The 24,036-nt window shown below is 56.2% G+C and carries 23 protein-coding genes; 18 read left to right on the forward strand and 5 right to left on the reverse strand.

Features of this window, described 5'->3' with window-relative positions; all coding sequences use genetic code 11:
* Positions 1-21: 21 nt before the first annotated feature.
* From cysK to yidD, 4 genes are all read right to left on the reverse strand, one after another.
* The gene (cysK, locus tag NITSA_RS00810; RefSeq protein ID WP_013553123.1) at positions 22-933 is read right to left on the reverse strand and encodes a cysteine synthase A; all 912 of its coding nucleotides are present in this window, start codon (positions 931-933) and stop codon (positions 22-24) included.
* On the reverse strand, positions 930-1,571 hold the full coding sequence (locus NITSA_RS00815; RefSeq protein WP_013553124.1) for a carbonic anhydrase: 642 nt from the start codon (positions 1,569-1,571) through the stop codon (positions 930-932). The genes cysK and NITSA_RS00815 overlap by 4 nt, the downstream gene beginning before the upstream one ends.
* Positions 1,572-1,686: 115 nt before the next feature.
* A complete protein-coding gene (gene pyrC / locus NITSA_RS00820) occupies positions 1,687-2,703 on the reverse strand; it encodes a dihydroorotase (RefSeq protein ID WP_013553125.1) in 1,017 nt (338 codons plus the stop codon).
* Entirely contained in the window at positions 2,681-3,079 is a 399-nt protein-coding gene (gene yidD / locus NITSA_RS10735; RefSeq protein WP_013553126.1) for a membrane protein insertion efficiency factor YidD, read from the reverse strand. Before yidD ends, pyrC begins: the two co-directional genes overlap by 23 nt.
* Before the next feature lie 265 nt (positions 3,080-3,344).
* Here yidD and NITSA_RS00830 point away from each other — a divergent pair, with 265 nt between their 5' ends.
* The 15 genes from NITSA_RS00830 to nuoN are packed head-to-tail and all read left to right on the forward strand — an operon-like array spanning position 3,345 to position 20,708.
* Positions 3,345-3,734, forward strand: a complete 390-nt coding sequence (locus NITSA_RS00830; protein WP_013553127.1) for an NAD(P)H-quinone oxidoreductase subunit 3 — start codon at positions 3,345-3,347, stop codon at positions 3,732-3,734.
* Entirely contained in the window at positions 3,716-4,228 is a 513-nt protein-coding gene (locus NITSA_RS00835) for a NuoB/complex I 20 kDa subunit family protein (RefSeq protein ID WP_013553128.1), read from the forward strand. The genes NITSA_RS00830 and NITSA_RS00835 overlap by 19 nt, the downstream gene beginning before the upstream one ends.
* Complete coding sequence (locus tag NITSA_RS00840) at positions 4,228-5,022, forward strand: NADH-quinone oxidoreductase subunit C (RefSeq protein WP_013553129.1); 795 nt, start codon at positions 4,228-4,230, stop codon at positions 5,020-5,022. Before NITSA_RS00835 ends, NITSA_RS00840 begins: the two co-directional genes overlap by 1 nt.
* 8 nt (positions 5,023-5,030) lie before the next feature.
* On the forward strand, positions 5,031-6,260 hold the full coding sequence (nuoD, locus tag NITSA_RS00845) for an NADH dehydrogenase (quinone) subunit D (RefSeq protein WP_013553130.1): 1,230 nt from the start codon (positions 5,031-5,033) through the stop codon (positions 6,258-6,260).
* Positions 6,261-6,297: 37 nt separating this feature from the next.
* Positions 6,298-6,531, forward strand: coding sequence for an NADH-ubiquinone oxidoreductase subunit E family protein (locus NITSA_RS00850; RefSeq protein ID WP_013553131.1), 234 nt, complete (start codon positions 6,298-6,300; stop codon positions 6,529-6,531).
* Positions 6,531-8,543 (forward strand): FAD-dependent oxidoreductase, encoded by a 2,013-nt coding sequence (locus NITSA_RS00855; protein ID WP_013553132.1) that lies wholly within the window; start codon positions 6,531-6,533, stop codon positions 8,541-8,543. The genes NITSA_RS00850 and NITSA_RS00855 overlap by 1 nt, the downstream gene beginning before the upstream one ends.
* A gap of 1 nt (position 8,544) precedes the next feature.
* The gene (locus NITSA_RS00860) at positions 8,545-10,830 is read left to right on the forward strand and encodes a 2Fe-2S iron-sulfur cluster-binding protein (protein ID WP_013553133.1); all 2,286 of its coding nucleotides are present in this window, start codon (positions 8,545-8,547) and stop codon (positions 10,828-10,830) included.
* The gene (locus NITSA_RS00865) at positions 10,823-13,288 is read left to right on the forward strand and encodes an NADH-quinone oxidoreductase subunit G (protein WP_013553134.1); all 2,466 of its coding nucleotides are present in this window, start codon (positions 10,823-10,825) and stop codon (positions 13,286-13,288) included. The genes NITSA_RS00860 and NITSA_RS00865 overlap by 8 nt, the downstream gene beginning before the upstream one ends.
* Positions 13,289-13,291: 3 nt before the next feature.
* Complete coding sequence (nuoH, locus tag NITSA_RS00870; RefSeq protein ID WP_013553135.1) at positions 13,292-14,281, forward strand: NADH-quinone oxidoreductase subunit NuoH; 990 nt, start codon at positions 13,292-13,294, stop codon at positions 14,279-14,281.
* A gap of 9 nt (positions 14,282-14,290) precedes the next feature.
* Positions 14,291-14,914, forward strand: a complete 624-nt coding sequence (gene nuoI, locus NITSA_RS00875) for an NADH-quinone oxidoreductase subunit NuoI (RefSeq protein ID WP_013553136.1) — start codon at positions 14,291-14,293, stop codon at positions 14,912-14,914.
* Between the two features lie 6 nt (positions 14,915-14,920).
* Positions 14,921-15,484, forward strand: coding sequence for an NADH-quinone oxidoreductase subunit J (locus NITSA_RS00880; RefSeq protein ID WP_042203551.1), 564 nt, complete (start codon positions 14,921-14,923; stop codon positions 15,482-15,484).
* Entirely contained in the window at positions 15,481-15,783 is a 303-nt protein-coding gene (nuoK, locus tag NITSA_RS00885; RefSeq protein WP_013553138.1) for an NADH-quinone oxidoreductase subunit NuoK, read from the forward strand. Before NITSA_RS00880 ends, nuoK begins: the two co-directional genes overlap by 4 nt.
* 3 nt (positions 15,784-15,786) lie before the next feature.
* Entirely contained in the window at positions 15,787-17,679 is a 1,893-nt protein-coding gene (gene nuoL, locus NITSA_RS00890) for an NADH-quinone oxidoreductase subunit L (RefSeq protein WP_013553139.1), read from the forward strand.
* A gap of 12 nt (positions 17,680-17,691) precedes the next feature.
* Positions 17,692-19,218 carry an NADH-quinone oxidoreductase subunit M gene (locus tag NITSA_RS00895; RefSeq protein ID WP_013553140.1) on the forward strand — a complete coding sequence of 509 codons (1,527 nt, stop codon included), beginning with the start codon at positions 17,692-17,694 and terminating at the stop codon, positions 19,216-19,218.
* Entirely contained in the window at positions 19,218-20,708 is a 1,491-nt protein-coding gene (gene nuoN, locus NITSA_RS00900; protein WP_013553141.1) for an NADH-quinone oxidoreductase subunit NuoN, read from the forward strand. The genes NITSA_RS00895 and nuoN overlap by 1 nt, the downstream gene beginning before the upstream one ends.
* A gap of 30 nt (positions 20,709-20,738) precedes the next feature.
* Here the strand turns inward: nuoN and miaA are convergent, their stop codons facing one another.
* Positions 20,739-21,656 (reverse strand): tRNA (adenosine(37)-N6)-dimethylallyltransferase MiaA, encoded by a 918-nt coding sequence (gene miaA, locus NITSA_RS00905; protein WP_013553142.1) that lies wholly within the window; start codon positions 21,654-21,656, stop codon positions 20,739-20,741.
* A gap of 86 nt (positions 21,657-21,742) precedes the next feature.
* On the opposite strand from miaA, the gene NITSA_RS00910 reads away from it, so the two are divergent.
* The 3 genes from NITSA_RS00910 to NITSA_RS00920 all read left to right on the forward strand — a co-directional run bounded on the left by NITSA_RS00910 (position 21,743) and on the right by NITSA_RS00920 (position 24,030).
* Positions 21,743-22,222, forward strand: a complete 480-nt coding sequence (locus NITSA_RS00910; protein ID WP_013553143.1) for a hypothetical protein — start codon at positions 21,743-21,745, stop codon at positions 22,220-22,222.
* Positions 22,223-22,286: 64 nt separating this feature from the next.
* Entirely contained in the window at positions 22,287-23,159 is an 873-nt protein-coding gene (gene mqnP / locus NITSA_RS00915; protein ID WP_013553144.1) for a menaquinone biosynthesis prenyltransferase MqnP, read from the forward strand.
* A gap of 154 nt (positions 23,160-23,313) precedes the next feature.
* Positions 23,314-24,030 (forward strand): uracil-DNA glycosylase family protein, encoded by a 717-nt coding sequence (locus NITSA_RS00920; protein ID WP_245526305.1) that lies wholly within the window; start codon positions 23,314-23,316, stop codon positions 24,028-24,030.
* The last annotated feature ends 6 nt before the right edge of the window (positions 24,031-24,036 follow it).

Genomic DNA, 24,036 nt, shown 5'->3' on the forward strand with positions numbered 1-24,036 from the left:
CTCGGCTCTCCGGTCGCTGGCCTACTCGAAGAGTTCCGTCGAGAGGTAGCGTTCCGCCGTATCGGGTAGGACGGTGACGATGGTTTTGCCCCGGTTCTCTTCGCGTTGGGCCAGGCGATAGGCGGCGGCGAGGTTGGCGCCGGAGGAGATGCCGACCAGCAACCCCGCCTTGCGTGCCGCCTCTCTGGCAAAGGCGATCGCCTCTTCGTCCGTGACGGTCAACACCTCATCGACCAGGTCAAGATCCAGGTTGTCGGGGACGAACCCCGCGCCGATTCCCTGGATCTTATGCGGCCCCGCTTCGCCCCGGCTGATGGCGGGGGAAGCCGCCGGCTCCACAGCGACGAGCCGGAGCTTCGGGTTGGCTGCTTTGAGCGCCCGCCCGTTGCCGCTTAGGGTCCCTCCGGTCCCGACGGCGGCGACAAATATATTGACAGCCCCGCCGGTCGCCTCCAGGATTTCCTGAGCCGTGCCCCGTTCGTGGGCAGCCGGGTTGTCGGGGTTGGCGAACTGGTCGGGAATGAAGCTCTTTTCGAAGCTCGCCGCCAGGCGCCTGGCCTCTTCGATGGCGCCCTGCATCCCCTCGGCGGCTGGGGTGAGGACCAGTTCCGCGCCCAGGTGCCGCAGCAGTTTCCGGCGCTCGAGGCTCATCGACTCGGGCATGGTCAAAATCAGCCGCAATCCCCGCACGGCGCAGACCAGGGCCAGTCCGATCCCGGTGTTGCCGCTGGTCGGTTCGATCACCACCGTCTCCGCATCGAGCTCCCCCCGTTCCATCGCGCCGTCGATCATACTTTTGGCGACCCGGTCCTTGATGGAGGAGCCCGGGTTGAAATACTCGGCTTTGGCGAGGATCGTCGCGTTATTGGAAAGATAGGCGAGCCGGATCAGCGGGGTTTGTCCGATCGTCTGTTGAATGTCGTCAAAAATCATGAGTCCCCCAGAGGTTTGAATTCGAGATCGGTCTCGTCGAAATAGTGGATCTTTCCCGTGGAGAGGTCATAGTGCCAACCGTGCAGGAAGAGTTTTCCTTCGTCCACCCGCTTTTTGACGAGGGGGTAGCTGAGAAGATTTTCCAGCTGAAAGACCACCGAAGCCTTTTCGGCGAAATCCCTCTGGGCCTCCAGAGTGTCGTCTCCGAGGGCCTTGAGGGCCAGATCGCGTGCGGGTTCTCCGAGTTGTAGCCATTTGATCGTGTGAATGTTCTCTTTTGTGGGGTGGTGAGACTCGAAACAGGCTTTGATGGCGCCGCAGTCGCTGTGGCCGCAGACGATGATGTCGCTGACCTCCAGGTGGCTGACGGCATATTCGATGGCCGCAGCCGTAGCGTGGTAGTCGTTGTCGGGGGAGAAGGGAGGAACGAAGTTGCCGACGTTTCGGACGATAAAGAGGTCTCCCGGCCCGCTGCCGGTGATCATGGCCGGCATCACCCGGCTGTCACTGCAGCCGATAAAAAGGGCTTTGGGGTTCTGCCCCTCCTCCACCAGCTTCTTGAAGCGCTCTTCGTTCTTTTTGAACTTCACTGTGCGAAAGTATTGATGCCCCTTTTCGAATTCGCTGATCTTTTCCATAGACAAGGCTCCTTTTTCTTAGCGTTGAGCGTTGAGAGCTAAGGATTGAAAAATGGCGTTGCCTTGCAACGCTTACCTAAATTTCTAATTTCTAATTTCTAAAATTTCTAATTCCTCATTCCTCACTCACCTCCGCGATGCTCCATCCGATCTCTTCGCCGGCGAACATAGGAACCACTTCGCCGTATCTTTCCGGGACTTTCATCGGAGTGTCGGTGAGGCGGACCTTCTTCTTCGGGGGGGTGATATCGTAGATTCTTTGAGCATTGTTACTGACGAAATGCTGGAGATTCTCCAGTTTGTCGTGCTGGGCGAAGAGCTCCGCCAGGACCGGCAGGGCGATCGGGGCGGTGAAGACCCCTGCGGCGCAGCCGGGAGCCTCTTTGGTGTGACGCGGGTGGGGGGCGCTGTCGGAGCCGAACATCACCTTGGGATGGGCTTCGAGGGCGGCTCGGAGCAGGGCTTCGCGATCCTCGGGCCGCTTGGCGATGGGTTTGCAGAAAAGGTGGGGTTGGAGCATCCCCCCGGCGACATCGTCGAGGGTGATGAGCAGGTGGTGGAGGGTGATGGTGGCGAAGAGGTTGGGATGCCGCTCCAGCGCCTCCAGGCTTTCGGCGGTAGTGATGTGCTCCATCACGATCGCAAGATCGGGAAAGGCATCGGCCAACGCTTCATAAACGGGGACAAACTCCTTCTCCCGGTCCATGACGAATCCACTGCTCTCTCCATGAATGCAGAGGGGGATCCCCAGTTTGCTCATCGCTTCCAGGGCCGGGCTGAGGGTTTCGAGGTCGAAGCCGCTGACGCCCCCTTCGCTGTTGGTGGTGATCCCGGCGGGGTAGAGTTTGATCGCCGTGACCTCTTCGGCCAGGGGAGCGAGAAAGTCCAGATCATACTCCGCTTTGAAAAAGAGGGTCATATAGGGTTCGAAGATCTCATCGCCGATCGCTTCGAGGATCCGCTGCCGGTAGGCGCGCAGGCTTTCGGCGTCGGTGATGGGAGGGATGAGGTTGGGCATGATCAAAGCGCCGCTGAAACTGTGCGCACTCAGCGGAGCGACGGTACGCAACATCTCTCCGTCGCGCAGGTGGAGATGCATATCGAGCGGTTCATGCAACAGAAGTTCGGTCATGAAAAGCCTTTAGGATGAGGTGGGTTTTTCCCTGGAGGGGAAGGATCCAATATTGTATGGAGATTTGCCTATCAGACGGATTAGGGCGGGGAAGCGGGGCAAGCGGCCGGCCCGGAGGGAAGAGGGGGTTGGCCAACTGTGTCGCCGGGGGAGGCGCCCAGGGGACTTTGGGGTAGTCGATCCCCCCGGGAAAGAGCTGGTTGCATCGCATGATCCGAAGGGTGCTTGCCAGCAAGGCCCGGTCGGGGCGGTTGAACTCGAACTGCCACCGGGCATATTCGCTGCAGGTCGGATAGTAGCGGCAGGAAGCGGGCAGCATCCTCGAGACGAATTGATAACCCCGGATCGGTGCCTGGAAGAATTTTTTGATTTCCATAAAAAAGAGTCTAGTCAGTTTCCCTTAATCATTCTATATTTGGTGTATTGCACAGCGGAGAAAAATTACTAGTTACTAGTTTCTCAGTTACTCGGTTACTCATTACTCGGTTACTCGGTTCCTCATTATTCATTTGTCCTGTTTCCCATCGTTACACCCTGAATGCCTTTTGAAAGGGGAGGAGGAGCCTATGAAGGCCCTTTAAATAACTTTCTGTTAAGATGAGGCACCTTGTGCACAGCATATTCAAATAAAGGGTAAGACCATGACACATTTGGTGACCGATCATCCCTATTTCGGTGTCTTCGTTCTCTTCGTCATCACTTTGGTGGCGTTTCCGCTGACGCTCTTTCTGGCGCGCTACGTCAGCCGGAAGCTGGCGCGGCTCGATACGGAGAAACTCAAGCTTGCCATCTACGAGTGCGGCCCGGAGCCGGATAAGCAGCCCAACCGGATCTCGGTGCAGTTCTATCTGATCGCACTGCTCTTCATCCTCTTCGATGTGGAGATCATCTTTATGTTTCCCTGGGCGATCGATTTCAAACTGCTGGGATGGTTCGGCTTTACCGAAATGATCCTCTTTATCGTTCTGCTTGCAATCGGATTTATCTACGCTTGGAAGAAAGGAGCCCTTGAATGGCACAGCATCAAGTAAACTACGCCTCCTCCGGAGGCTTGCCCGTCGCACTGACCACTGTGGACAAACTCCTCAACTGGGGACGCTCCAACTCCCTCTGGCCCCTGACTTACGGACTGGCCTGTTGCGCCATCGAGATGATGGCTTCGGGAGCCAGCCGTTTCGACTTCGACCGGATGGGGGTGATCTTCCGCGCTTCTCCCCGCCAGGCGGATGTGATGATCCTGGCCGGAACGCTTTCGAAAAAGCATGCCGAGTTCGCCCGGCGCCTCTATGACCAGATGGCGGAGCCCAAGTGGGTCATCTCCATGGGCTCCTGCGCCAACACTGGCGGGATGTTCAACACCTACGCCACCGTCCAGGGGGTCGACCGGATCATTCCCGTGGATATCTACCTGCCCGGCTGTGCTCCCCGTCCCGAGACGCTGCAGTATGCGATGATGATGCTGCAGAAGAAGATCCGCCGTGAACCGGCCGATATGAAAAAACGCAAATTGCAGAGGTTTGTCTGATGAGAAAATATACCCCCAAAGACAATGTGCAGAAAAAGGCGAAATACACCGACCGCTTCTGGGTCGCTCCCCGGGTTCCCCGCCAAGCGGTAGAAGAGGGAAGCCATTACGCAACGGTGCTTGAGAAACTCAAGTCCTCAGTTGAGGTTCTGGATGCCTACATCGAGATCGGCCAACTGATCGTCCATATCCGTCCGGAAGAGAACGTCGCCACCCTCAAGACGCTCAAAGAGGAGTGCGGTTACGGAATGTGCTCCGAACTGAGTGCCGTGGATTATCTGGCCCAGGACGGGGAGTTTGAAATCTTCTATCAGCTCCTCAACCTCGATGAAGCCAAGCGGATCTGTGTCCTGACCTGGATCAAAGAGGATCAGGCGATCGAGAGCATCGTGCCACTCTACGCTATGGCCAAATTCGCCGAGCGGGAAATGTACGATATGTTCGGCATCGTGGTCAACAACCACCCCTACCTCAAGCGGATCATCATGCCCGACGACTGGGAGGGTCATCCTCTGCGCAAAACCTACCCTCTGCAGGGAGACGAATTTGCCAGCTGGTACGAAGTGGACAAGATCTTCGGCAAAGAGTACCGCGAGATCGTCGGGCCCGAATTGCGCGATCCGGCGCGGATCGACCGCTACGACACCCAGCGTTTCTCTCGTCTCGGTCACGAAGTGCCTTTCGGTGCCGATCCCGAGAGTGTGGAAAGCACCGAAACCCCCGTCGAGTACAGCAGCGACTTTTTGGTGGATTACAACAAAGGTCCCCACAAAGTCCTGGATAAAAGAAAGTAGGAGCCGTCATGCAGCAGCAGCCCAACAAACTCAGACCCTTCTTCGAAAACCTCAATTTCGAGCGTGACGACAATACGATGGTGATCAACTTCGGTCCTCAGCACCCCTCCGCCCACGGTCAGCTTAGATTGATCCTGGAACTCCAGGGAGAGCAGGTGGTCAAAGCCCATCCCGATATCGGCTATCTCCACCGGGGGATCGAAAAGATGGCGGAGAATATGATCTACAACGAGTTTCTCCCCACCACCGACCGGATGGATTACATCGCTTCGACCTCCAACAACTATGCTTTTGCCCTGGCGGTAGAGCGGCTGATCGGCCTGGAAGTTCCCCGGCGGGCCCAGGTGATCCGGACGATGCTTCTGGAACTCAACCGGATCATCTCCCACCTCTTCTTCCTGGCGACCCACGCTCTGGACGTAGGAGCGATGTCGATCTTCCTCTATGCTTTCCGGGAGCGGGAGTACGCGATGGATCTGATGGAGGATTACTGCGGTGCCCGCCTGACCCATTCGGCGGTGCGTATCGGCGGTGTGCCCCTGGATCTTCCCGAAGGGTGGCTGACCAAGTTGACCGACTTTATCGATCGCCTGCCCGAGCAGATCAAACTCTACGAAGACCTGCTGACAGAGAACCGGATTTGGAAAATGCGCCTGGAGGATGTGGGGATCGTCACCCCTGAGCAGGCGCTGGAGTGGGGATGCACCGGAGTTATGCTCCGGGGATCGGGTATCAAGTATGACGTGCGCAAAGAGGAGCCCTATGAACTCTACGGGGAACTCGACTTCGATATTCCCGTGAGCGACCGTTGCGACAGTTACGGCCGCTACCGGCTCTATATGGAAGAGATGAAACAGTCGGTACGGATCCTGCGTCAACTCATCGGAATGTACGCCGGTACCGAGTCTCAGCTCATGGCCCATGCGCCCCAGTACATCTCCGCGCCCAAAGAGGAGATCATGACCCAGAACTACGCTCTGATGCAGCATTTCGTTCTGGTGACTCAGGGGATGCGGCCTCCCAAGGGAACGGTCTATGCCCCCACCGAATCCCCCAAAGGGGAGCTGGGCTTCTGGATCCGCAGCGAAGGTGAACCCTATGCCTACCGCCTGAAAGCACGGGCACCCAGCTTCTTCCATACCGGCATCCTGCAGGACATCCTGCCTGGCACCTATATTCCCGATGTGGTTACCATCATCGGAAGCACCAACATCGTTTTCGGTGAAGTAGACCGATAGATCAGACGGTACGAAGCGAACAGAAAAAGGAACGAGTATGAAACGATACGACCTGCGACACCTTCACGACAACTTCTACGACCGGATGATCGAATTGATCGAGACCGACCTCAAGCCCAAAGAAGTGGGGATCTTTCTTTTCGAGGTCGGAGACTTTTCTCCCATTCAAAAGAGTGCGGATCTCGTCAAAGAGCATGGCCACGAACTGATGAACTCACTGAAGTTCAATGAAGTGGATTGGACCATCGTGGTCAAGCGAAAGGGCGACTGATGGCGAAGGTCGTTTTCTCCACCTGGCGGGGTGAATCCATCGACAATCGAGGGAAATCCCGGGAAGAGTGGGAAGAGTCGGCATTCAAGCTCCCGGAAAACTACGATGAGGGGAAACCCTCCAAAGCCTTTATCGGTTGGGACGGCGTGGCGATCTTCGATGAGGAGATCGACGCCGTCCGTCTGGCGACGGAGTATGCCGCGACCTATCAGAAGTATTCGGAAGCCTGTGGCCGCTGTGCTCCGGGCCGTTGGGGCGGGCGCATCCTCTATGATCTCCTGGATAAGATCGCTCGGGGGGAAGGCTCCTTCGCCGATGTGGAACACCTCCGTGAAGTCTCCCAGACCATGATGCTCACCTCCAAGTGTGAAATCGGCCGCACGGTTCCCAAGCCGATCCTGGATTTGATGGAGCACTACAAAGAGCAGTTCGATACCTGCATCGCCGAACAGCGTAAATCACCCCATTACGATCTGGATGACCTCAATTACATTGCGAAAGTGACGGCCCCCTGTACGGACATGTGCCCCTCCCATGTTGATATTCCCGCCTACATCGAGGGGGTGCGGGATATGGTCTTCACCGAATCTCTGGAGGCGACCCGCCAAACTATGCCTCTGGCCCATACCTGCGGCCGGGTCTGTCCTCATCCCTGTGAAGATGCCTGCCGGCGGGCCAATCTGGACGAGCCCATCTCCATTATGGAGCTCAAGCGACTGGGCGCCGATTACGAGACGGACCATCACCTGGGCTTTCTCCATCCTCAGGAGCCCAAGCCTCTGCGTAACGACGGCAAGAAGGTCGCCATTGTCGGTGCAGGCCCTGCCGGGTTGACTGCGGCCTATTATCTCGGCCTGGAAGGGATCAAGGTCGATATCTTCGAAGAGCTTCCCGTCCTGGGAGGCGAAGTGGCGGTCGGGGTTCCCGAATACCGGATGCCCATTGATAAGTACAATAAAGACATTGAACTAGTCACCTCCCTCGAAGCGGTCGATGTCCACACCAATCATCGGGTTGATGCCGAGCGGCTGAAAGAGCTGGATGCCGAATATGACGCGGTCTTGCTTGCCTTCGGAACCCGTCTCTCCAAAAAGGTACGTGCCGAGAACGAACGTGAGGATATGGAAGGGTACTGGCCGGCCATTCAAATGCTCGATCAGGTCAACCTCTGGAACAAATACGGCATCGGGGAACCTGCTTCCAAGAAGCTCAAGGATTCGACGGTCGTCTGTGTCGGAGGGGGCTTTACCTCCATGGACGTCGTGCGTTGTTCTATCCGTGAGGGGGCCAAAAAGGTCATTATGCTCTACCGAAGGGATGAGAAGACCATCATCCGCAACACCACCTACGAAGAGTATCACGAAGCGGTCGAAGAGGGAGTGGAATTTATCTTCCATGCCGCCATCGAGCGGATCGTGGATGAGAACAACAAGCTCAAGAAGGTGATCTGCAACCGTTACGAATTGGTGCCCAACCCCGATGGCGGACGTCCCAAACTGGAAAAGATCGAAGGGGCCGATTTCGAGATCGAATGTGACTGGCTCATCCCGGCGGTTTCCCAAGCGGCCGATCTGAGCATCCTGCCAGAAGAGTGGGACCTCAAGCTCACCAGCTGGAATACCCTGCTCACCAACGGCCGGGATTATATGACCAGTCGTCCGGGACTCTTCGCCGCGGGAGACTGCGAATACGGTCCGATGACCATCGTCAATGCCGTGGGCCAGGCCAAACGGGCCGCCTCGGTGATCAGCCGCTATATCTATGACGGCAAAGTGAGTCTGACGGATCAGGAGATTATGGAGGATCACCTCAACAAACTCAAAGTCTACGACAAAAACGAGAAGGTCACCGGCTGGATGCCCGGTATCCCGCGCCAGGAGAGTGAAAAGCTGAGCGTCGAAGAGCGCCGGGACAACAACCGGGAAGTCAACCTGGGCTTCACGGGTGAACAGGCGATCGCCGAAGCGGAGCGCTGTATGCGCTGTTACTACATTTCGATGGTGGCGGTGTGAAATGAGTGAGCGTAAAAAGATGCCCGAAACGGTTACCCTGACCATCGACGGCAAAGAGATTACGGCCAAGTGGGGGACGACGATCCTCCAGGCAGCACGGAACAACGGGATCTACATCCCGACCATGTGCTACCTGAGCAAGGTCGAGCCCATCGGCTCCTGCCGGATGTGCGTGGTGGAGGTCGAAGGGGTCGAGGGAATGATCCTCTCCTGTATGGAAAAAGCGGTCGATGGAGCCGTGGTCCGTACCGGGGGAGAGAAACTCTTCCGGGAGCGCCAAAAGATTATGGAGCTCTACGATGTCAACCACCCCCTCGAGTGCGGGGTCTGCGACAAGAGCGGTGAGTGCGACCTGCAGAACAAGACCCTCGAATTCGGGGTGAAAGAGCAGGAATTCGCCGCCAAGGATCAGTATCGCCCGGTGCAGAACTGGGGCTTCATCAGTTACGATCCTTCCCTCTGCATTATGTGCGAAAAGTGTGTGCGCACCTGTACCGAGATCATCGGGGACGACGCGCTGGCCATCGAGACCGGGGGATACAAATCGACCATCGTCGCGACCCGGGATCTGGATGATTGCGCCCAGTGCGGCGAATGTATGGCGGTCTGTCCCGTCGGGGCCCTGGTGAGCACCGATTTCAAATATACCTCCAACGCCTGGGAGCTGGAGAAGATCCCCGCCAGCTGCGCCCACTGCTCCGCGGGATGTCAAATGACCTACGAAGTGAAGCAGACTTCCATCGACAATCCCGAGCCGAAGATTTACCGGGTGACCAACGACTTCGAGTTCAGCACCCTCTGCGGGGCCGGGCGTTTCGGCTATGATTTCGAAAACCGCCAGGCGAGCCGAGATCCCCAAAAGCTCGAGCAAGCCGTCGAAGCGTTCAAAAAGGCGGAAACGATTCGCTTCGCTTCGGTCATCAGCAACGAAGAGGCCCTGTTACTGCGGCGCATCGCCGAAAAGACCGGGGCGAAACTGGTCTGCGACGAAGCAAGGGGCTTCCAGCGCTTCCTGCGGGCCTATCGGGAAGCCTCCGGCCGCTCCCTCCCTTCGGCGAATCTCGAAACGGTTCGCAAGAGCCGGGCGATCATTACCCTGGGAACCCGCCTCTACGACGATGCTCCGATGGTCAAGTTCGCCGTGGCGACTGCCGGGCGCCGGGAAAAGGCCCAGGTGATCTACTGCCATCCGATGGAAGATCCGCGCCTGCAGAACCAGGTGACCCAATACCTCAAATATGAACCCGGCAGCGAAGAGGGCGTTGCCGCGCTGCTGGCTACGCTGCTGGTCGACCGGGACCGGGCGCCCGAGGATTTGACGGCCTATCTGGATGATCTGGATATCGGGTACCTGAGCGCGGAGAGCAATGTCTCGGAAGAGGAGCTCGATCAGCTCAAGATGGCGCTTTGGAAACGGCGGGGCTTCACCCTCATCGTGGGGGAAGATCTCTACAACCATCCGCGGGTCGAAAACATCGCCCGGCTCTTGGTAGCTATCGAACGCTACAGCGATTTCCGCCTGCTGGTCATTCCCCCGGCTTCCAATACTTTGGGGGTCGCACTGATCGACGATTTGGCCGACGAGGCGCAAGGGTACACGGTGGGCATCAATACCCCCGGGGACTTCGTCCTCTCGGCGCTGGGCGACGGGGACCTGGATTTGCCGGCGATGAACCAGCAGGAGGGGACCCTGACCAATCTGGAGGGCCGCGTCGTGCCCACCCATCCGACCCTGCCCTATGCGGGGTGGGAGTTGGCGGATATCGCCCGAAGGTTGGGATGTTCGTTCGAGCACGTCATAGACTTGACCCCCGAGCTCCCTGCCGAGGAGGGGTATCAGCCCATCGCTTTCGACGATCTTCCTGACTACTTCGATGCCGTGGGCAGGGAGTTCCGCGGTTATCTGCTGGAGCGTCAGGAAGAGGAGGTCCCTTTCCCTGTGCCCGAAGAGCCCGAAGAGCTGGAGAGTTACGACGGGACGATCCTCTATCGCTGCAATCCCGACCGGCACTTTTCCCCCTTCACCGCCAAGACCCATCAGTTGCGGGAGGAGGCGATTCTCAGAGGCTCGGCACAGTTCGCGATGGCCGCCAAGCTCTCCGACGGTGACCGGGTGCGCTTCGTCCAGGATGGGATCACATATGAGCGGGTGTTTCGGATTGATACGTCTATGAAGGGGACGATCGCGATCAACCCGACATTCGACACGGGGCTAAGGAGCTTTGCGATATCCTCTTATAGATTCAGTCCCGTAAAAATAGAGAAGACAGGGAAGGCCGATGAGTAAAAACGAGATTACGATCAAGATCGACGGGGTGGAATGCCGGACGACGGAGGGGGAATACGTCCTCAATGCCGCGCGCGCCAACGGTATCTTCATCCCTGCCATCTGCTATTTGACACGCTGTTCTCCCACCCTGGCTTGCCGGCTCTGCCTGGTGGAAGCCGACGGGAAGCGTGTCTACGCCTGTAACGCCAAGGCCAAAGAGGGGATGGAGGTGGTCACCACCACTGAAGAGATCCTCGAAGAGCGCCGGGCGATTATGGAGGTCTACGACGTCAACCACCCCCTCCAGTGTGGGGTCTGCGACCAGCACGGAGAGTGTGAGCTGCAGAACTATACCCTGGAGATGGGGGTTGATTCCCAGCACTACGCCATCGCCGATACCAAACGTGAAGTGAAAAATTGGTCGACGGTGCTCCACTATGATGCGGCGCTCTGTATCGTCTGTGAGCGTTGTGTGACGGTCTGTAAGGATATGATCGGCGATAGCGCCCTCAAGACCGGTCCCCGTGGCGGTGACAAAGTGGACAAAGAGTACAAGGAGATGATGCCCAAAGATGCCTACGCGATGTGGAACAAGCTCCAAAAGTCGATCATCGTTCCCAGCAACGGCACCGAGCATACCAACTGCTCCGACTGTGGAGAGTGTACGGCGGTCTGTCCTGTCGGGGCTCTGACCGAGCGGGACTTCGTCTACAAGGCCAACCCCTGGGAGCTCAAGAGTATCCCGGCGACCTGCGCCCACTGCTCCAGCGGCTGCCATCTCTATTACGAGACCCGCTTCACCTCCATCGACAATCCTGAAGAGATGATCTTCCGGGTCAAGAACGAGTGGAACTTCCAATCCCTCTGCGGGGCCGGGCGCTTCGGATACGATTACGAGAACCGTGATGTGAGCAAAGATCCCGAAGCCTTCGACCGGGCGGTCAAGGCACTCGAAAAAGCCGAAACGATCCGCTTCCCCTCGATGATCAGCAACGAAGAGGCCCTGATGCTTCAGCGCCTCAAGGAGGAGAAAGGGGTTCGCCTCTACAACCCCGAAGTACGGCCTTTCCAGCGTTTCCTCCAAGCCTATGCCAAAGCAAGCGGCCAAAGTCTCTACGGTGCCGACTATAAAGAGATTATGAAGGAGAGCGACTTCGTCATGAGCGTCGGCGCCGCGCTGCGCAACGACAACCCCAATGCCCGCTACGCCTTCAACAACGTTCAGAAGATGAACAAAGGGGCGGGCCTCTATTTCCATCCGGTGGGGGATACCCTGGTGCCTACCTTCGGCAAAAGCGTCGAGTGCATCACCCACAAACCGGGTCAGGAAGAGGCGGCGCTTTACCTGGTCCTGGACCTCTTCGCCAAGCGGGAGGAGCTTCCCGACTCGATCCGTGACTATCTCGACTCCTTCCACGAGACCCGCAAACGCACCGTCAAAGAGAAGGTGATGAAGACGGTGAAGGAGAAGGTCAAGGACGAAGAGACCGGAGAAGAGAAAGAGGTCAGTAAGAAGGTCCCCGAGATGGTGGAAAAGGAGGTCGAATACGACCACAACCTTTTGGCCGAGAGCCTGGGGCTTGACCCTGTCGCCTTCGCCGAATCTTTCGAAAAGATGATGAAGAAGAAAGAGTCCTTCGCTCTGATCGTGGGGGAGGACCTCTACGGCCATCCCCGCTGGGAGAATCTGGCGAAGCTGACGGCCCTGGCGGAGAAGTATTGCGGCATGAAGCTGGCGATGATCCCGCCCAAGTCCAACGCTCTGGGCGTCGCTCTCATCTGCGACCTGGATGATGAAGCTTCCGGTTATACCGTCGGATACAACCAGCCCGGCGATTTCCGGCTCAGTGCCCTGGGAGACGGCGATCTGGATATGCCGGCGATGAACCAGCAGGAGGGGACGATGACCACGATGAACAAGCGTGTGGTCCCCACCAACGCCGCGCTGGAGTATGGCGGATACGAGCTCAACGACCTGATGAACGCGCTGGGGCTCGGCAAACGCCTGACCGTCGATTGGACGATGGAACTGCCCGTAGAAAAAGGCTTCCAGGCGGTCGCGTTTGATGATCTGCGCGACGGTTTCCTCAACGATGGGACGGAGATCAGGGGATATGCCCTGACCGCTCTGAAAAGTGCGCCTGCCGAGGCTGAGGCGGAGCCGGCTTCCGAAGAGGCCGTCCTCGAAGGGGAGGTCGCCTACCGGTGCAATCCCCAGCGGCAGTTCAACGACTTTACCGACAAGGCCCATCAGATCTTCGAAGCCTTCGCGCTCTATGCATCGCCGGAGCGGGCCGAAGAGCTGGGAGAGCGGGTCGAGGCGGTCTTCGAGAAGGGCGCTCTGACCCTGGATGTGGTCGCAGATGAGCGGATGAGCGGACCGATCGTCGCGGTCCCCGATTTCAAAGCGGCGGCGGATGTCTATACGCTCTTCGGCGATCACCGCTATGCCAACGTAACTCTGAAAAAGGTGTAAGTCATGGATGGATACATTATCGGAACCATTATCAAGGCCGCCCTGGTCCTGGCGATCATCTCCGCTCTGGCCGGATTCGGTACCTATATCGAGCGGAAGGTCCTGGCCTTTATGCAGCGGCGGCTCGGGCCCACACACGTAGGACCCTATGGCCTCTTGCAGATCCTTGCGGACGGAATCAAGCTCTTCACCAAAGAGGACTTTATTCCCAGCGGGTCCAATCGCCTCATCTTCATGATTGCGCCGATCATCACAGCAGCCACCGCCTTTATCGCGCTGGCCGCCGTTCCGATGCTTCCGGAGTTTACGATTTTCGGTGTCACCGTCCGCCCCATCATTGCCGACATCAATATCGGACTGCTTTTCGTCCTGGGAATGATGGCGGCAGGACTCTACGGACCCCTCCTGGCCGGTATGGCCCAGGACAACAAATGGGGTCTGCTGGGTGCGGCGCGGACCGCGGTTCAGTTTTTGAGCTATGAAGTGGTCACCGGCCTTTCGATTCTGGCTCCCGTAATGATCGTCGGCTCCCTCTCGCTGATCGATTTCAACAATTATCAGAGCGGGGGAATGGGGGATTGGCTCATCTGGAAACAGCCCCTGGCCTTTGTCCTCTTCCTGATCGCCGGCTTTGCCGAGACCAACCGGACCCCCTTCGACCTTCTGGAGCACGAGGCGGAAGTGGTCTCCGGTTATGCGACGGAGTACAGCGGAATGCGCTGGGGAATGTTCTTTATCGGTGAGTATGCCAACATGATCACCATCGGCTTCCTTGCTTCCCTCATTTTCCTGGGCGGATTCAACAGCTGGGGATTCCTCCCCGGAGGTTTGGCGATCATCCTGAAGGTGAGCTTTTTCTTCTTCCTGATGCTGTGGGTCCGTGCCTCCTGGCCCCATGTCCGGCCCGATCAGCTCATGTGGCTCTGCTGGAAAGTCCTGATGCCCTTGGCGGTAATCAATGTGACCCTGACCGGTCTCGTAATGATGTTTTAAGGAGTGGCCATGAGTCTTGAAGAATTCAAAAACCGCAATGTCGGAACACAAAATTATCGAATGCTCGACCTGGAGCCCACTCCCGAGAGCGGATGGGGACGCTTCAAACGGGTCGTGCGCCGCAGCGTCCAACTGGAGCTCTTTACCGGGCTCAAAGTTACCTTCCGGGAGATGATCAAAGCGCTCTTTATGGGGGAGATGCATACGATCAAATATCCTTTCGAAAAGCTGCCCATCGCACCGAGATATCGTGCGATCCACGAGATGAAGCGGCTGCTGGAGAGCGGACACTACCGCTGCATCGGATGCGGGCTCTGCGAAAAGATCTGTATCGCCAACTGCATTCGTATAGATACCCGCTATGATGAGAATCAGCGTAAAGAGGTAAGCGAATATACGCTCAACTTCGGGCGCTGCATCTTCTGCGGATACTGTGCGGAGGTTTGCCCCGAGTTGGCGATCGTTCACGGGGGCCGCTACGAAGTCGCCAGTGAGCAGCGGGCGGAATATGCCCTCTTCGAAGATATGCTCACTCCGCTGGATCAACTCGCCAATCAAAAAGAGTATCCCGGATTCGGCGCCGTCTCTCCCGATGCGGATGAGAAGATCAAAAAAACACCGCTGGCCTATTAAGGAGTCATGATGGAAACTTTTGCCTTTTACTTTTTCGCCGTTTTGATCACGGCACTCTTCCTGGTCACGGTCCTGAGCCAGAACATACTCTATGCGATGACCTCCCTCGCGGCCGGGATGGTGTTGATCTCCGGGCTCTTTTTCATCCTGGGTGCGGACTTCCTCGGCGTGGTCCAGCTCATCGTCTATGTCGGAGCGGTGATGGCCCTGTACGCCTTTGCCATGATGTTCTTCGATGCGACCGGCAGGATCAAAGAACGCCATTCCCATCCCGCCCTGGTCTTTTTGCTCGGGGGACTGACGGCTGTGATGCTGGTCGTCATCTTCGCCGCGCCGCAGATCGGACACAATATTCAGGCACTCTTCCCCACGGCGGACGGTATGGACAACCCCCACGCGGTCGGATTGGTGCTCTTTACCAAATACCTCGTGCCCTTTGAAGTGGCCGCGGTGATGCTCCTTGTGGCGATGATCGCCGGGATTATCCTCGCCGGCAAAAAGATGGAGCGGAGTCTTTCGAAAATCGACGACAGCAAATTGGAAACCAGTGATGAAAAGGATGAACGATGATTGGATTGAGCGACTATCTCATCCTCTCGGCGATACTGTTTAGTATCGGCGTGATCGGGGTGATACGGAGAAGAAATCTTCTGATGCTCTTTTTTGCCACCGAGATCATGCTCAATGCCGCCAATGTGGCCTTTGCAGCGCTCTCAAGTTTTATGAACGACCTGAGCGGCCAAATGTTCGCCTTTTTCATCATTGCCGTCGCGGCGAGTGAAGTGGCGGTAGGCCTCGGTCTGCTGATCCTGCTTTATAAAAAGTACGGATCGCTCGATCTTGATGATTACACCATGTTGAAGGGGTAGGGGATGGAAACACTGGTCTATATTGCACTTTTTGCACCGCTGGTCGGCTCGCTCTTCGCGGCGCTTTTCGGAATGCGCCCCAAGACCCTGCTGACGGGAGTTGTGACGTCCCTGCTGCTGTTTGTCTCTTTTGTCGCCTCGGTCCTGCTTTTGAAGCATGTCCACTCTTTCGGTGCCGTTCACGTCCGACTGATGGATTGGATCGTAGCGGGCGATATGTCGATTCCCTTCAGCTTCACCGTCGATCAGGTGACGGCGGTGATGATGGTGGTGGTGACCCTGGTCTCTACGGTCGTTCATATCTATTCCAACGGCTATATGGAGCATGACAAGGGTTTCAACCGCTTCTTCAGCTATCTTTCCGCCTTTGTCTTCTCGATGCTGGTCCTGGTGATGAGCGACAACTACCTGGGACTCTTCATCGGATGGGAAGGGGTCGGTGTCTGTTCCTGGCTCCTGATCGGCTTTTGGTATCACAAGCCCGATGTCACCCGGGATGTCAACCCCTCCATCTCCCCCTCCTGGGCGGCCAACGAAGCCTTTATTATGAACCGGATCGCGGACCTGGGGATGCTGTTGGGGATCTTCTTGATCTACTGGAACGTCGGATCGCTCCAGTATAAGGATGTCTTCGCGGCCGTACCTCATATGAGTCATTCGCTGCTGGTCCTGATCGGGGCCCTGCTCTTCGTCGGGGCGATGGGTAAATCGGCACAGTTCCCTCTGCACACCTGGCTGGCGGATGCGATGGAGGGCCCCACACCGGTTTCCGCATTGATCCACGCGGCGACGATGGTTACCGCCGGCGTCTATCTGGTGATCCGCTCCTTCCCCCTTTACAGCCAGATTCCCGAGGTGAGCTATTTCATCGCCGTTTTGGGTACCTTTGTGGCGATCTTTGCCGCTTCGATGGCGCTGGTCAACCGGGATCTGAAGCGGATCATCGCCTATTCGACCCTTTCCCAGTTGGGTTATATGTTCGCCGCTGCGGGCTTGGGCGCCTACTGGGTGGCCCTCTTCCACCTTGCGGCCCATGCCTTCTTCAAAGCGCTCCTCTTCCTGGGAGCCGGAAACGTCATGCACGCGATGAACGATGAGCTGGACATCTTCAAGATGGGCGGGCTGAAGAAAGTGATGCGTTGGACCTACCTCTATATGGGAGTTGCCTCGCTGGCCCTCGCCGGGATTTGGCCTTTCGCCGGCTTCTTCTCCAAGGATACGATCCTGGAGGCCGCTTTCAACGAGCACACCTACGGAATCTGGTTCGTTCTCTGGTTTACCGCCGGTTTGACCGCTTTCTACAGTTTCCGGCTTGTCTTCCTGACCTTCTGGAGCGATGAGCGTTACAAGAAATACGGTTTCCATCCCCATGAAGTCCAGAACTATGTCCTCTGGGCCATGTTCCCCCTGGGATTGCTCGCGGTGATCTTCGGATGGTGGAAAGAGCAATTTATGGAGTTCGTCACCCATCTGCTCCCCGCTTACGAGATGAGTGAGCATACCGAGGAGATGGTTTGGATTTTGACCGTCGTCACTCTGAGTATCGCCATCGGCGGGATCATTCTGGCCTTTGTCATGTACTCCAAGCGTCTGCGCCGCAACGAGAAGATCGAAAAGAGCCTGCCCTATCGGGTTTTGATCAACCAGTATTACATTCCGATCCTCTATGAAAAAGTCTTTACCAAGCCCTACGCGGAACTCTCCGATATCGCTTGGAAAGAGATCGATATGCAGGTTGTCGACGCGACGGTTGACGGAATTGCCCGTGTGGTCGAAGAGTCAGGAGACGGGGCTCGGAAGATCCAGACCGGAAATCTTTCCGATTATCTCAAATGGATGGCGGCCGGTGCACTGCTGCTGGCGATCCTGGCGATCTTCGTCGCTATGAATCAGTAAGGAGCGAAGGAAATGGAAAATATTTTAAGTGTATTGATCTTCTTCCCGCTGGTAGCGGCGATGCTTGGCTTTGTCGTCAAGAAAGATTCGATCCGTGTCTATGGGATCACCGTTGCGGCCATCGAATTTCTGCTGACGCTCTGGCTCTGGTTCGCTTTTGACAGCAACAATCCGGGCTTCCAGTTCATCGAATTCATTCCGCTGGTTCCCGATTTCGGGATCAACTACTACGTAGGGGTCGATGGAATCAGCCTCTTCATCGTCATTATGGCGGCGATGATCACCCTGCTGGGGATCATCGCGCTCGGGGAGATCAAGGATCTCAAGAACATGATCATCACCCTGCTGTTCCTGGAAGTGGCGATGGTCGGCGTCTTCCTCTCCCTCGATGCGATTGTCTTCTACCTCTTCTGGGAATTCTCTCTGGTACCGATGCTCTATATCATCGGTGCCTGGGGTGGGGAAAAACGCCTCTATGCGGCGATCAAGTTCTTCCTCTATACCTTCGCCGGCTCCCTGATCATGCTGGTGGGGATGCTTTACATCGCCTACATCTATCACTCGGTAGCGGGTGTATGGAGCTTCTCGCTGACCGACTGGTACGCGCTGGTCCTGCCTATTTCGGTGCAGAAGTGGCTCTTCTGGGCCTTCTTCCTCGGTTTCGCGATCAAGGTTCCAATGTTCCCCTTCCACACCTGGCTGCCCTATGCTCACGGACAGGCCCCCACCGTCGGTTCGGTCATCCTGGCCGCGGTGCTGCTGAAAATGGGAACCTACGGTTTTGTCCGTTTCTCCTTGCCGCTCTTCCCTGACGCATCGGTACTCTATCTCACACCGATCGCTGTGATCGCGGTGATCATGATCATCTATACGGCGATGGTTGCCTATGCCCAGAAGGATATGAAGCAGGTGATCGCCTACTCCTCCATTTCCCATATGGGAGTGATTATTCTGGGGATTTTCGCTATGAACCCTGAGGGAATCACCGGTTCGGTCTTTTTGATGCTCTCTCACGGGATCGTCTCCGGAGCCCTCTTCCTTCTGGTTGGCGTGATCTATGACCGGCGCCATACCAAGCTGATGAGCGAGTTCGGCGGTCTGGCCTCCGTGATGCCCAAATATGCGGTGATCTATGGTATCACACTGATGGCCTCCGTCGGCCTTCCCCTGACCATCGGATTTGTCGGGGAGTACCTCTCCCTGGCCGGTTTCTTCAGAGTCTCTCCGATCCTGGCGTTTCTGGGAGGGTTCTCCATCATTCTCGGGGCAGTCTATATGCTCTCTCTTTACAAGAAGAGCTTTTTCGGTCCGGTGACCAAAGAAGAGAATAAAAAACTCAAAGACCTCAATACCCGCGAATTGACCGCACTGATTCCGCTGGTCGCGATCATCATTTGGTTGGGGGTCTATCCCAAACCGGTTCTGGGCCCCATCGACAACAGCGTCAAAGCATTGGTCGCTTTTATGGAGCAGAAGGCTCAGACTCCGGAAGCCAAACAGATCATTCACGTTAGCCGAAGCACCAAGGAGGCGAAATAATGGTACAGCCGATTCAAATCAACCTGGCGTCCCTGAATCTCATCACACTCTCACCGATGCTTGTCACCGTCGTGGGGGCACTGCTGATCCTGATCATCGACCTGATCAAGAAAGATCTGCATAAGTCACTCTACGTGATGCTGGCGATCCTGGTGCTCTTTGTGGATTTCGGTGCGACATTGAGCCTGAGCATCAACGAGCGGGGCTTTTTCAATGTGATGTTGCAGGACGGTATCTCTGTGGTATCGCAGCTGCTTATCCTCATCGCTTCGATGCTCTTCCTGCCTCTGGCCCTGACTTCGAAGCGCTTCCATGAATTCTCCTATCCGGAGTTTTTCGCCCTTTTCCTCTTTATGGTGGCCGGTTTCCAGTTTATGGTGGCCAGTGACAACCTGATTCTGATCTTCATCGGCCTGGAAACTGCCTCCCTGGCTCTCTATACGTTGATCGCTATGCACAATACTCCCGGCTCGCATGAAGCGGCGATCAAATACTTCACCATGGGGGCGATGGCGGCAGGGTTCTTTGTGATGGGAGCCGCCGTCCTTTACGGTTTGACCGGTTCGGTCGAGCTTTACAGCATCGCCAAAGTCTTTACCGCCCGAATGGATGAGCCCGGGATCCTCCTGCCGCTCATCGGTGGGGCAGTCCTCCTGATGGTGGCGATCGGCTTCAAAGTCTCTCTGATGCCTTTCCACCTCTGGACCCCCGATGTCTATGAGGGATCCAGTGCCCCGATGGCGGGATATATGTCCATCGTGCCCAAGGTGGCGATGATGGTCGTCGCAATGCGGGTCTTCGGTTTCTACGTCGATATGGGTGTCGAAGCGATTCGTTGGACGATCATCATCCTGGCGATCGTGACGATGACCCTTTCCAATATGATGGCCCTGGTCCAGGAAGATGTTAAACGGATGCTGGCTTACAGCTCCATCTCCCACGCCGGTTTCGTTATGGCGGCCCTGGCCCTGGATACGACGAAGGCCTATTCGAGTATCTTCCTCTACTACGGCCTTTTCCTCTTCACCAACCTCGGGGCCTTTACCATGCTCTGGATCAGCCGCCGGAAACACCCCTCCCACCACGAGCGCTTCCATCACCCCTATATCAAGTTTTCCGGTCTGGTCCATACCGCGCCGATGGGGGCGGTGATCATGGCGGTCTTTATGCTTTCTCTGGCCGGCGTTCCTCCCTTCAGCCTCTTCTGGGGTAAACTCTATGTCATCAGCGCCACGGTCGATGCCGGCTACATCTGGCTGGCAGTCATTATGGCGCTCAACAGCGCCATTGCCGCCTACTACTATCTGAAACTGATCGTCTATATGTTCCTCAAACCCACCGTCCCGGGCAATGAGCTCGTCGGAGCCAACAAATCGAAGCCTCTGGTCCTTATCGTGGGGATCGCGGCTCTGGTGACCACACTCTCGATCTTCATCATCCAGCCGTTGCTGAACTACGTCACCTATATGGTGAGTGTCAGCGGCTACTGATTCACCCCTCCGGGGTACTCTTCATTCAACTCAACTCTCTTTCCCGAAATAGTCTGAAATCTCCCGGTAAAGCGCTTCGGGTACATCCCGTCTCACGTAGACAAACTGGCTCCGATTGAAGGTGCTTTGTCGTTTGGCGAGTCGCGCAGTATTGGTCGTGATCTTTTCTGCGAGCTCGCAGCGGTTCAGCCGCCCGTCGAAGTAATCCAGCACCTCCGCGATTCCGATAGCCTTCATTGATTGAGGCGCTCTGCCGTAGTGAGATTCCAGCCGGGCGACTTCGTCGATCAGTCCCTTTTCGAGCATCTGTGTAGTGCGCAGAGCGATACGTTCCCTGAGTTCACTCCGCTCCCTGGAGACTTCATAGAGGGGGAGAGGGAGACTGACAGGAGATACGGGCGGGTTTCGTTTGAAATACTCCAGAGGTTCTTCATCTGTCTCTAGGAGGATCAGGAGAGATTTCTCGATACGGTACCGATCCTGCGGGGAGATGCGTGCGGCGGTGTGCGGGGCTCTCTCCTGAAGTAGACGGTAGGCGTCGGAGAGATTTTGAAGTAATCGATCTACGGTTTGAGAAGTCTCTTCCGAGATTTCCGGCAAAGGACTGACCCCGTCGATGAGCGCTTTGAGGTAAAAGCTGCTTCCTCCGACCAGGATCAGAGGTTTCGACTCCAGGGCCGCCTGTCGGGCCGCCTGCTTGTATAGAGCGATAAAGCGTGTCACGTCGAAGGGTTCGTCGGGGCGAAGCAAATCGATGCCGAAATGGGGAACCCGCGCCAACTCTTCCCGTGTCGGTTTGGCCGAAGCGATATCGATCTCTTTGTAGATAGCAAGGGAGTCGATGGAGAGGATGTAGCCGTGAAACCGTTCCGCCAGTTCGAGGGCGAGCGCGCTTTTCCCGCTCGCGGTGGGGCCGATCAGCGCGATTTGTTTCAAAGGATCTTTCATGAAGGAATCATAACATAGTGACAGAAAATCAGAATCTAACCAATATGTTATAATCGATAGCTTATATCCACAGAGAGGGGAGAAAAATGCCAAGAAAATACGACAATACCCAGGTCCGTCTCTATGATGAAGAGATTCTGAAATTAGGGATCTCACTCTATGAAAAGGGGAAGACGCCTCTCGAACTCTTTTATTATCTCCTCTCAGCCCGAAGGCTCAACAGTTTTTCGATCATTGTCCTTGAAGCGGAAATGGAGAATTTGGGACAATTCCTCAAAAAGCATAAGCGCAAAACGGATCTGCTTTACGAGTTGGATGACCGGAGGGAAATCTGTGTGCTCTTCTGCCAGGAGACGCAGGTGGATGGGGGAATCTATTTCCTGAAAAGATTGGCCAAAGCGATGCACTCCGAGACCCCGACGATCGATATCCGGTCGTGTGTCCTGGGAGTCGAGGGCACGAATTATCCCGTTCGCAACCTTCTTTTCATCGTTTTGGACTGTTTTGTCAAAGTTCACAGTGCCGAAAACGAAGAAGATAAAATATTATGGAAAACAGTAAAATAACTGTAAGATACCGTTTGTCTATTTTCTCATAAAGATAACTCCAACGAAGGAAATTTCCGTCCAAATGACAACGGCAAAGAATGGCTTGAAGGGCAAGCTGCGTGATCTCTCCGAACTGGTGATGTTCCAGCATTCGGTCTTTTCCCTCCCTTTTATTTTCGTGGCGATGGTGGTGGCGGCTCACGGATGGTTCGGGTGGCGCCTCTTTTTCCTGGGCATTCTGGCGGCGGTGACGGCAAGAAATTTTGCCATGGGGGTCAACCGCTATCTCGACCGGGACATCGACGCCCTCAACCCGCGGACGAAAGGCCGTCCCTCCGTCGACGGACGGATCAGCACCGGGGAGATGCTGGGATTTATTCTCCTCAATGCCCTCGCTTTCATCGCAGTGGCCTGGGCCATCAACGATCTGGCGTTCAGACTTTCGGTCCCGATTCTGATTATTCTGGGGGCTTATACCCTCTTCAAACGCTTCAGTGCCCTGGCCCATCTGGTCCTGGGACTTTCGCTGGGCCTGGCTCCCATCGCGGGGGCGATCGCGGTGAGCGATGCCATTCCCGTCTGGTCCCTCTGGCTGGCGGCGGGGGTGACCTTCTGGGTCGCCGGATTTGATCTGCTCTACAGTCTGCAGGATATGGAGTTCGACCGGGAGCATGGTCTTCATTCGATCCCGGCACGCCTGGGAGCTCGGGGGACTCTTCTCCTGGCGGCACTCTTTCACCTTGTCGCCGTTTTATGCTGGGAAGCCTTTGTCCTGAGTGCCGGACTGGGAATCTGGGCCCAGGCGGCGGTACTCTTTTCGGCACTGATGTTGGGATATGAGCACTACCTCGTCCATAAGGATTTCAGCCAGATCGATCGGGCCTTTTTCACGGTCAACGGATATCTCGGTTTTGTTTTCTTCGCATTAGTCGTGCTCGATGTGGCAGTTGGATGAGTAACTAGAAACTAGTAACTAGTAACCGAGTAATGAGCAACAGAAAATCAGGCGGTAGAGTGGCAAATGATCGCTTAATAGAGGGCTTTTAGTACATAACACAATGACCAATAACAAATACACAAATAGACCAATACACCAATTACAAGAGTTATTGCGCCTCAACGGGGTGGATGAGGAGTGGGAGCCGATCCTCTTGCCTGCTTTGATGACACTGGAGGATTCCTATTTGGAGTGGATGGCGGCGGGGGAGGGATATATTCCGCCCCGCGATCGGCTTTTGGCGGCGTTCTCCACGCTTAGGCCCAATGAGGTGCGTTATATCCTCTTTGGGCAAGACCCATACCCCCGCCCCGAGAGCGCGATCGGTTACGCCTTTATCGACGGCAGGGTCCGGGAGATCTTCTCTCCCCGCGGGTTGAGCAGGGAGGTCAACCGGGCGACCAGTCTGAGAAACTTTATCAAGATGGCCCTGGTGGCACGGGGTTCCCTCGATCCTCGGGATACTTCCCAGGAGGCGATCGCCGCATTGGATAAGACTTTGCTGGTCTCCCAGATGAGGGAGCTGCGGGAGAACTTCGAACGCTCCGGCGTTTTGCTGCTCAATATGGCCTTGCTCTTTACTAGCAAAGAGGAATCGCGCAGGCATATCCGTGCATGGAGAGCGTTTATCGAGAAACTTTTGGAAGGGTTTGAAGCCTATGGCCCCACGCTGATCCTCTTTGGGGCCCACGCCCGGGAAGTCCAAAAGCTAAAGAGCGCCCGGGGATTGCCCCAGGTCGCTTTGGAACACCCTTACAACCATACGTTCATCGTCAATGAGAAAGCCTGGGAGCTTTTCGGACCAATGGACCTGCTGCTCAAAAGATGATTTTTC

The organism is Nitratifractor salsuginis DSM 16511 (assembly GCF_000186245.1).
GTDB lineage: Bacteria > Campylobacterota > Campylobacteria > Campylobacterales > Sulfurovaceae > Nitratifractor > Nitratifractor salsuginis.

What these genes read in the sequence shown, in the direction of transcription:
- cysK (WP_013553123.1), bottom strand. Translation starts at nt 933, where the DNA reads ATGATTTTTGACGACATTCAACAGACGATCGGACAAACCCCGCTGATC.
- NITSA_RS00815 (WP_013553124.1), bottom strand. Translation starts at nt 1,571, where the DNA reads ATGGAAAAGATCAGCGAATTCGAAAAGGGGCATCAATACTTTCGCACA.
- pyrC (WP_013553125.1), bottom strand. Translation starts at nt 2,703, where the DNA reads ATGACCGAACTTCTGTTGCATGAACCGCTCGATATGCATCTCCACCTG.
- yidD (WP_013553126.1), bottom strand. Translation starts at nt 3,079, where the DNA reads ATGGAAATCAAAAAATTCTTCCAGGCACCGATCCGGGGTTATCAATTC.
- NITSA_RS00830 (WP_013553127.1), top strand. Translation starts at nt 3,345, where the DNA reads ATGACACATTTGGTGACCGATCATCCCTATTTCGGTGTCTTCGTTCTC.
- NITSA_RS00835 (WP_013553128.1), top strand. Translation starts at nt 3,716, where the DNA reads ATGGCACAGCATCAAGTAAACTACGCCTCCTCCGGAGGCTTGCCCGTC.
- NITSA_RS00840 (WP_013553129.1), top strand. Translation starts at nt 4,228, where the DNA reads ATGAGAAAATATACCCCCAAAGACAATGTGCAGAAAAAGGCGAAATAC.
- nuoD (WP_013553130.1), top strand. Translation starts at nt 5,031, where the DNA reads ATGCAGCAGCAGCCCAACAAACTCAGACCCTTCTTCGAAAACCTCAAT.
- NITSA_RS00850 (WP_013553131.1), top strand. Translation starts at nt 6,298, where the DNA reads ATGAAACGATACGACCTGCGACACCTTCACGACAACTTCTACGACCGG.
- NITSA_RS00855 (WP_013553132.1), top strand. Translation starts at nt 6,531, where the DNA reads ATGGCGAAGGTCGTTTTCTCCACCTGGCGGGGTGAATCCATCGACAAT.
- NITSA_RS00860 (WP_013553133.1), top strand. Translation starts at nt 8,545, where the DNA reads ATGAGTGAGCGTAAAAAGATGCCCGAAACGGTTACCCTGACCATCGAC.
- NITSA_RS00865 (WP_013553134.1), top strand. Translation starts at nt 10,823, where the DNA reads ATGAGTAAAAACGAGATTACGATCAAGATCGACGGGGTGGAATGCCGG.
- nuoH (WP_013553135.1), top strand. Translation starts at nt 13,292, where the DNA reads ATGGATGGATACATTATCGGAACCATTATCAAGGCCGCCCTGGTCCTG.
- nuoI (WP_013553136.1), top strand. Translation starts at nt 14,291, where the DNA reads ATGAGTCTTGAAGAATTCAAAAACCGCAATGTCGGAACACAAAATTAT.
- NITSA_RS00880 (WP_042203551.1), top strand. Translation starts at nt 14,921, where the DNA reads ATGATGGAAACTTTTGCCTTTTACTTTTTCGCCGTTTTGATCACGGCA.
- nuoK (WP_013553138.1), top strand. Translation starts at nt 15,481, where the DNA reads ATGATTGGATTGAGCGACTATCTCATCCTCTCGGCGATACTGTTTAGT.
- nuoL (WP_013553139.1), top strand. Translation starts at nt 15,787, where the DNA reads ATGGAAACACTGGTCTATATTGCACTTTTTGCACCGCTGGTCGGCTCG.
- NITSA_RS00895 (WP_013553140.1), top strand. Translation starts at nt 17,692, where the DNA reads ATGGAAAATATTTTAAGTGTATTGATCTTCTTCCCGCTGGTAGCGGCG.
- nuoN (WP_013553141.1), top strand. Translation starts at nt 19,218, where the DNA reads ATGGTACAGCCGATTCAAATCAACCTGGCGTCCCTGAATCTCATCACA.
- miaA (WP_013553142.1), bottom strand. Translation starts at nt 21,656, where the DNA reads ATGAAAGATCCTTTGAAACAAATCGCGCTGATCGGCCCCACCGCGAGC.
- NITSA_RS00910 (WP_013553143.1), top strand. Translation starts at nt 21,743, where the DNA reads ATGCCAAGAAAATACGACAATACCCAGGTCCGTCTCTATGATGAAGAG.
- mqnP (WP_013553144.1), top strand. Translation starts at nt 22,287, where the DNA reads ATGACAACGGCAAAGAATGGCTTGAAGGGCAAGCTGCGTGATCTCTCC.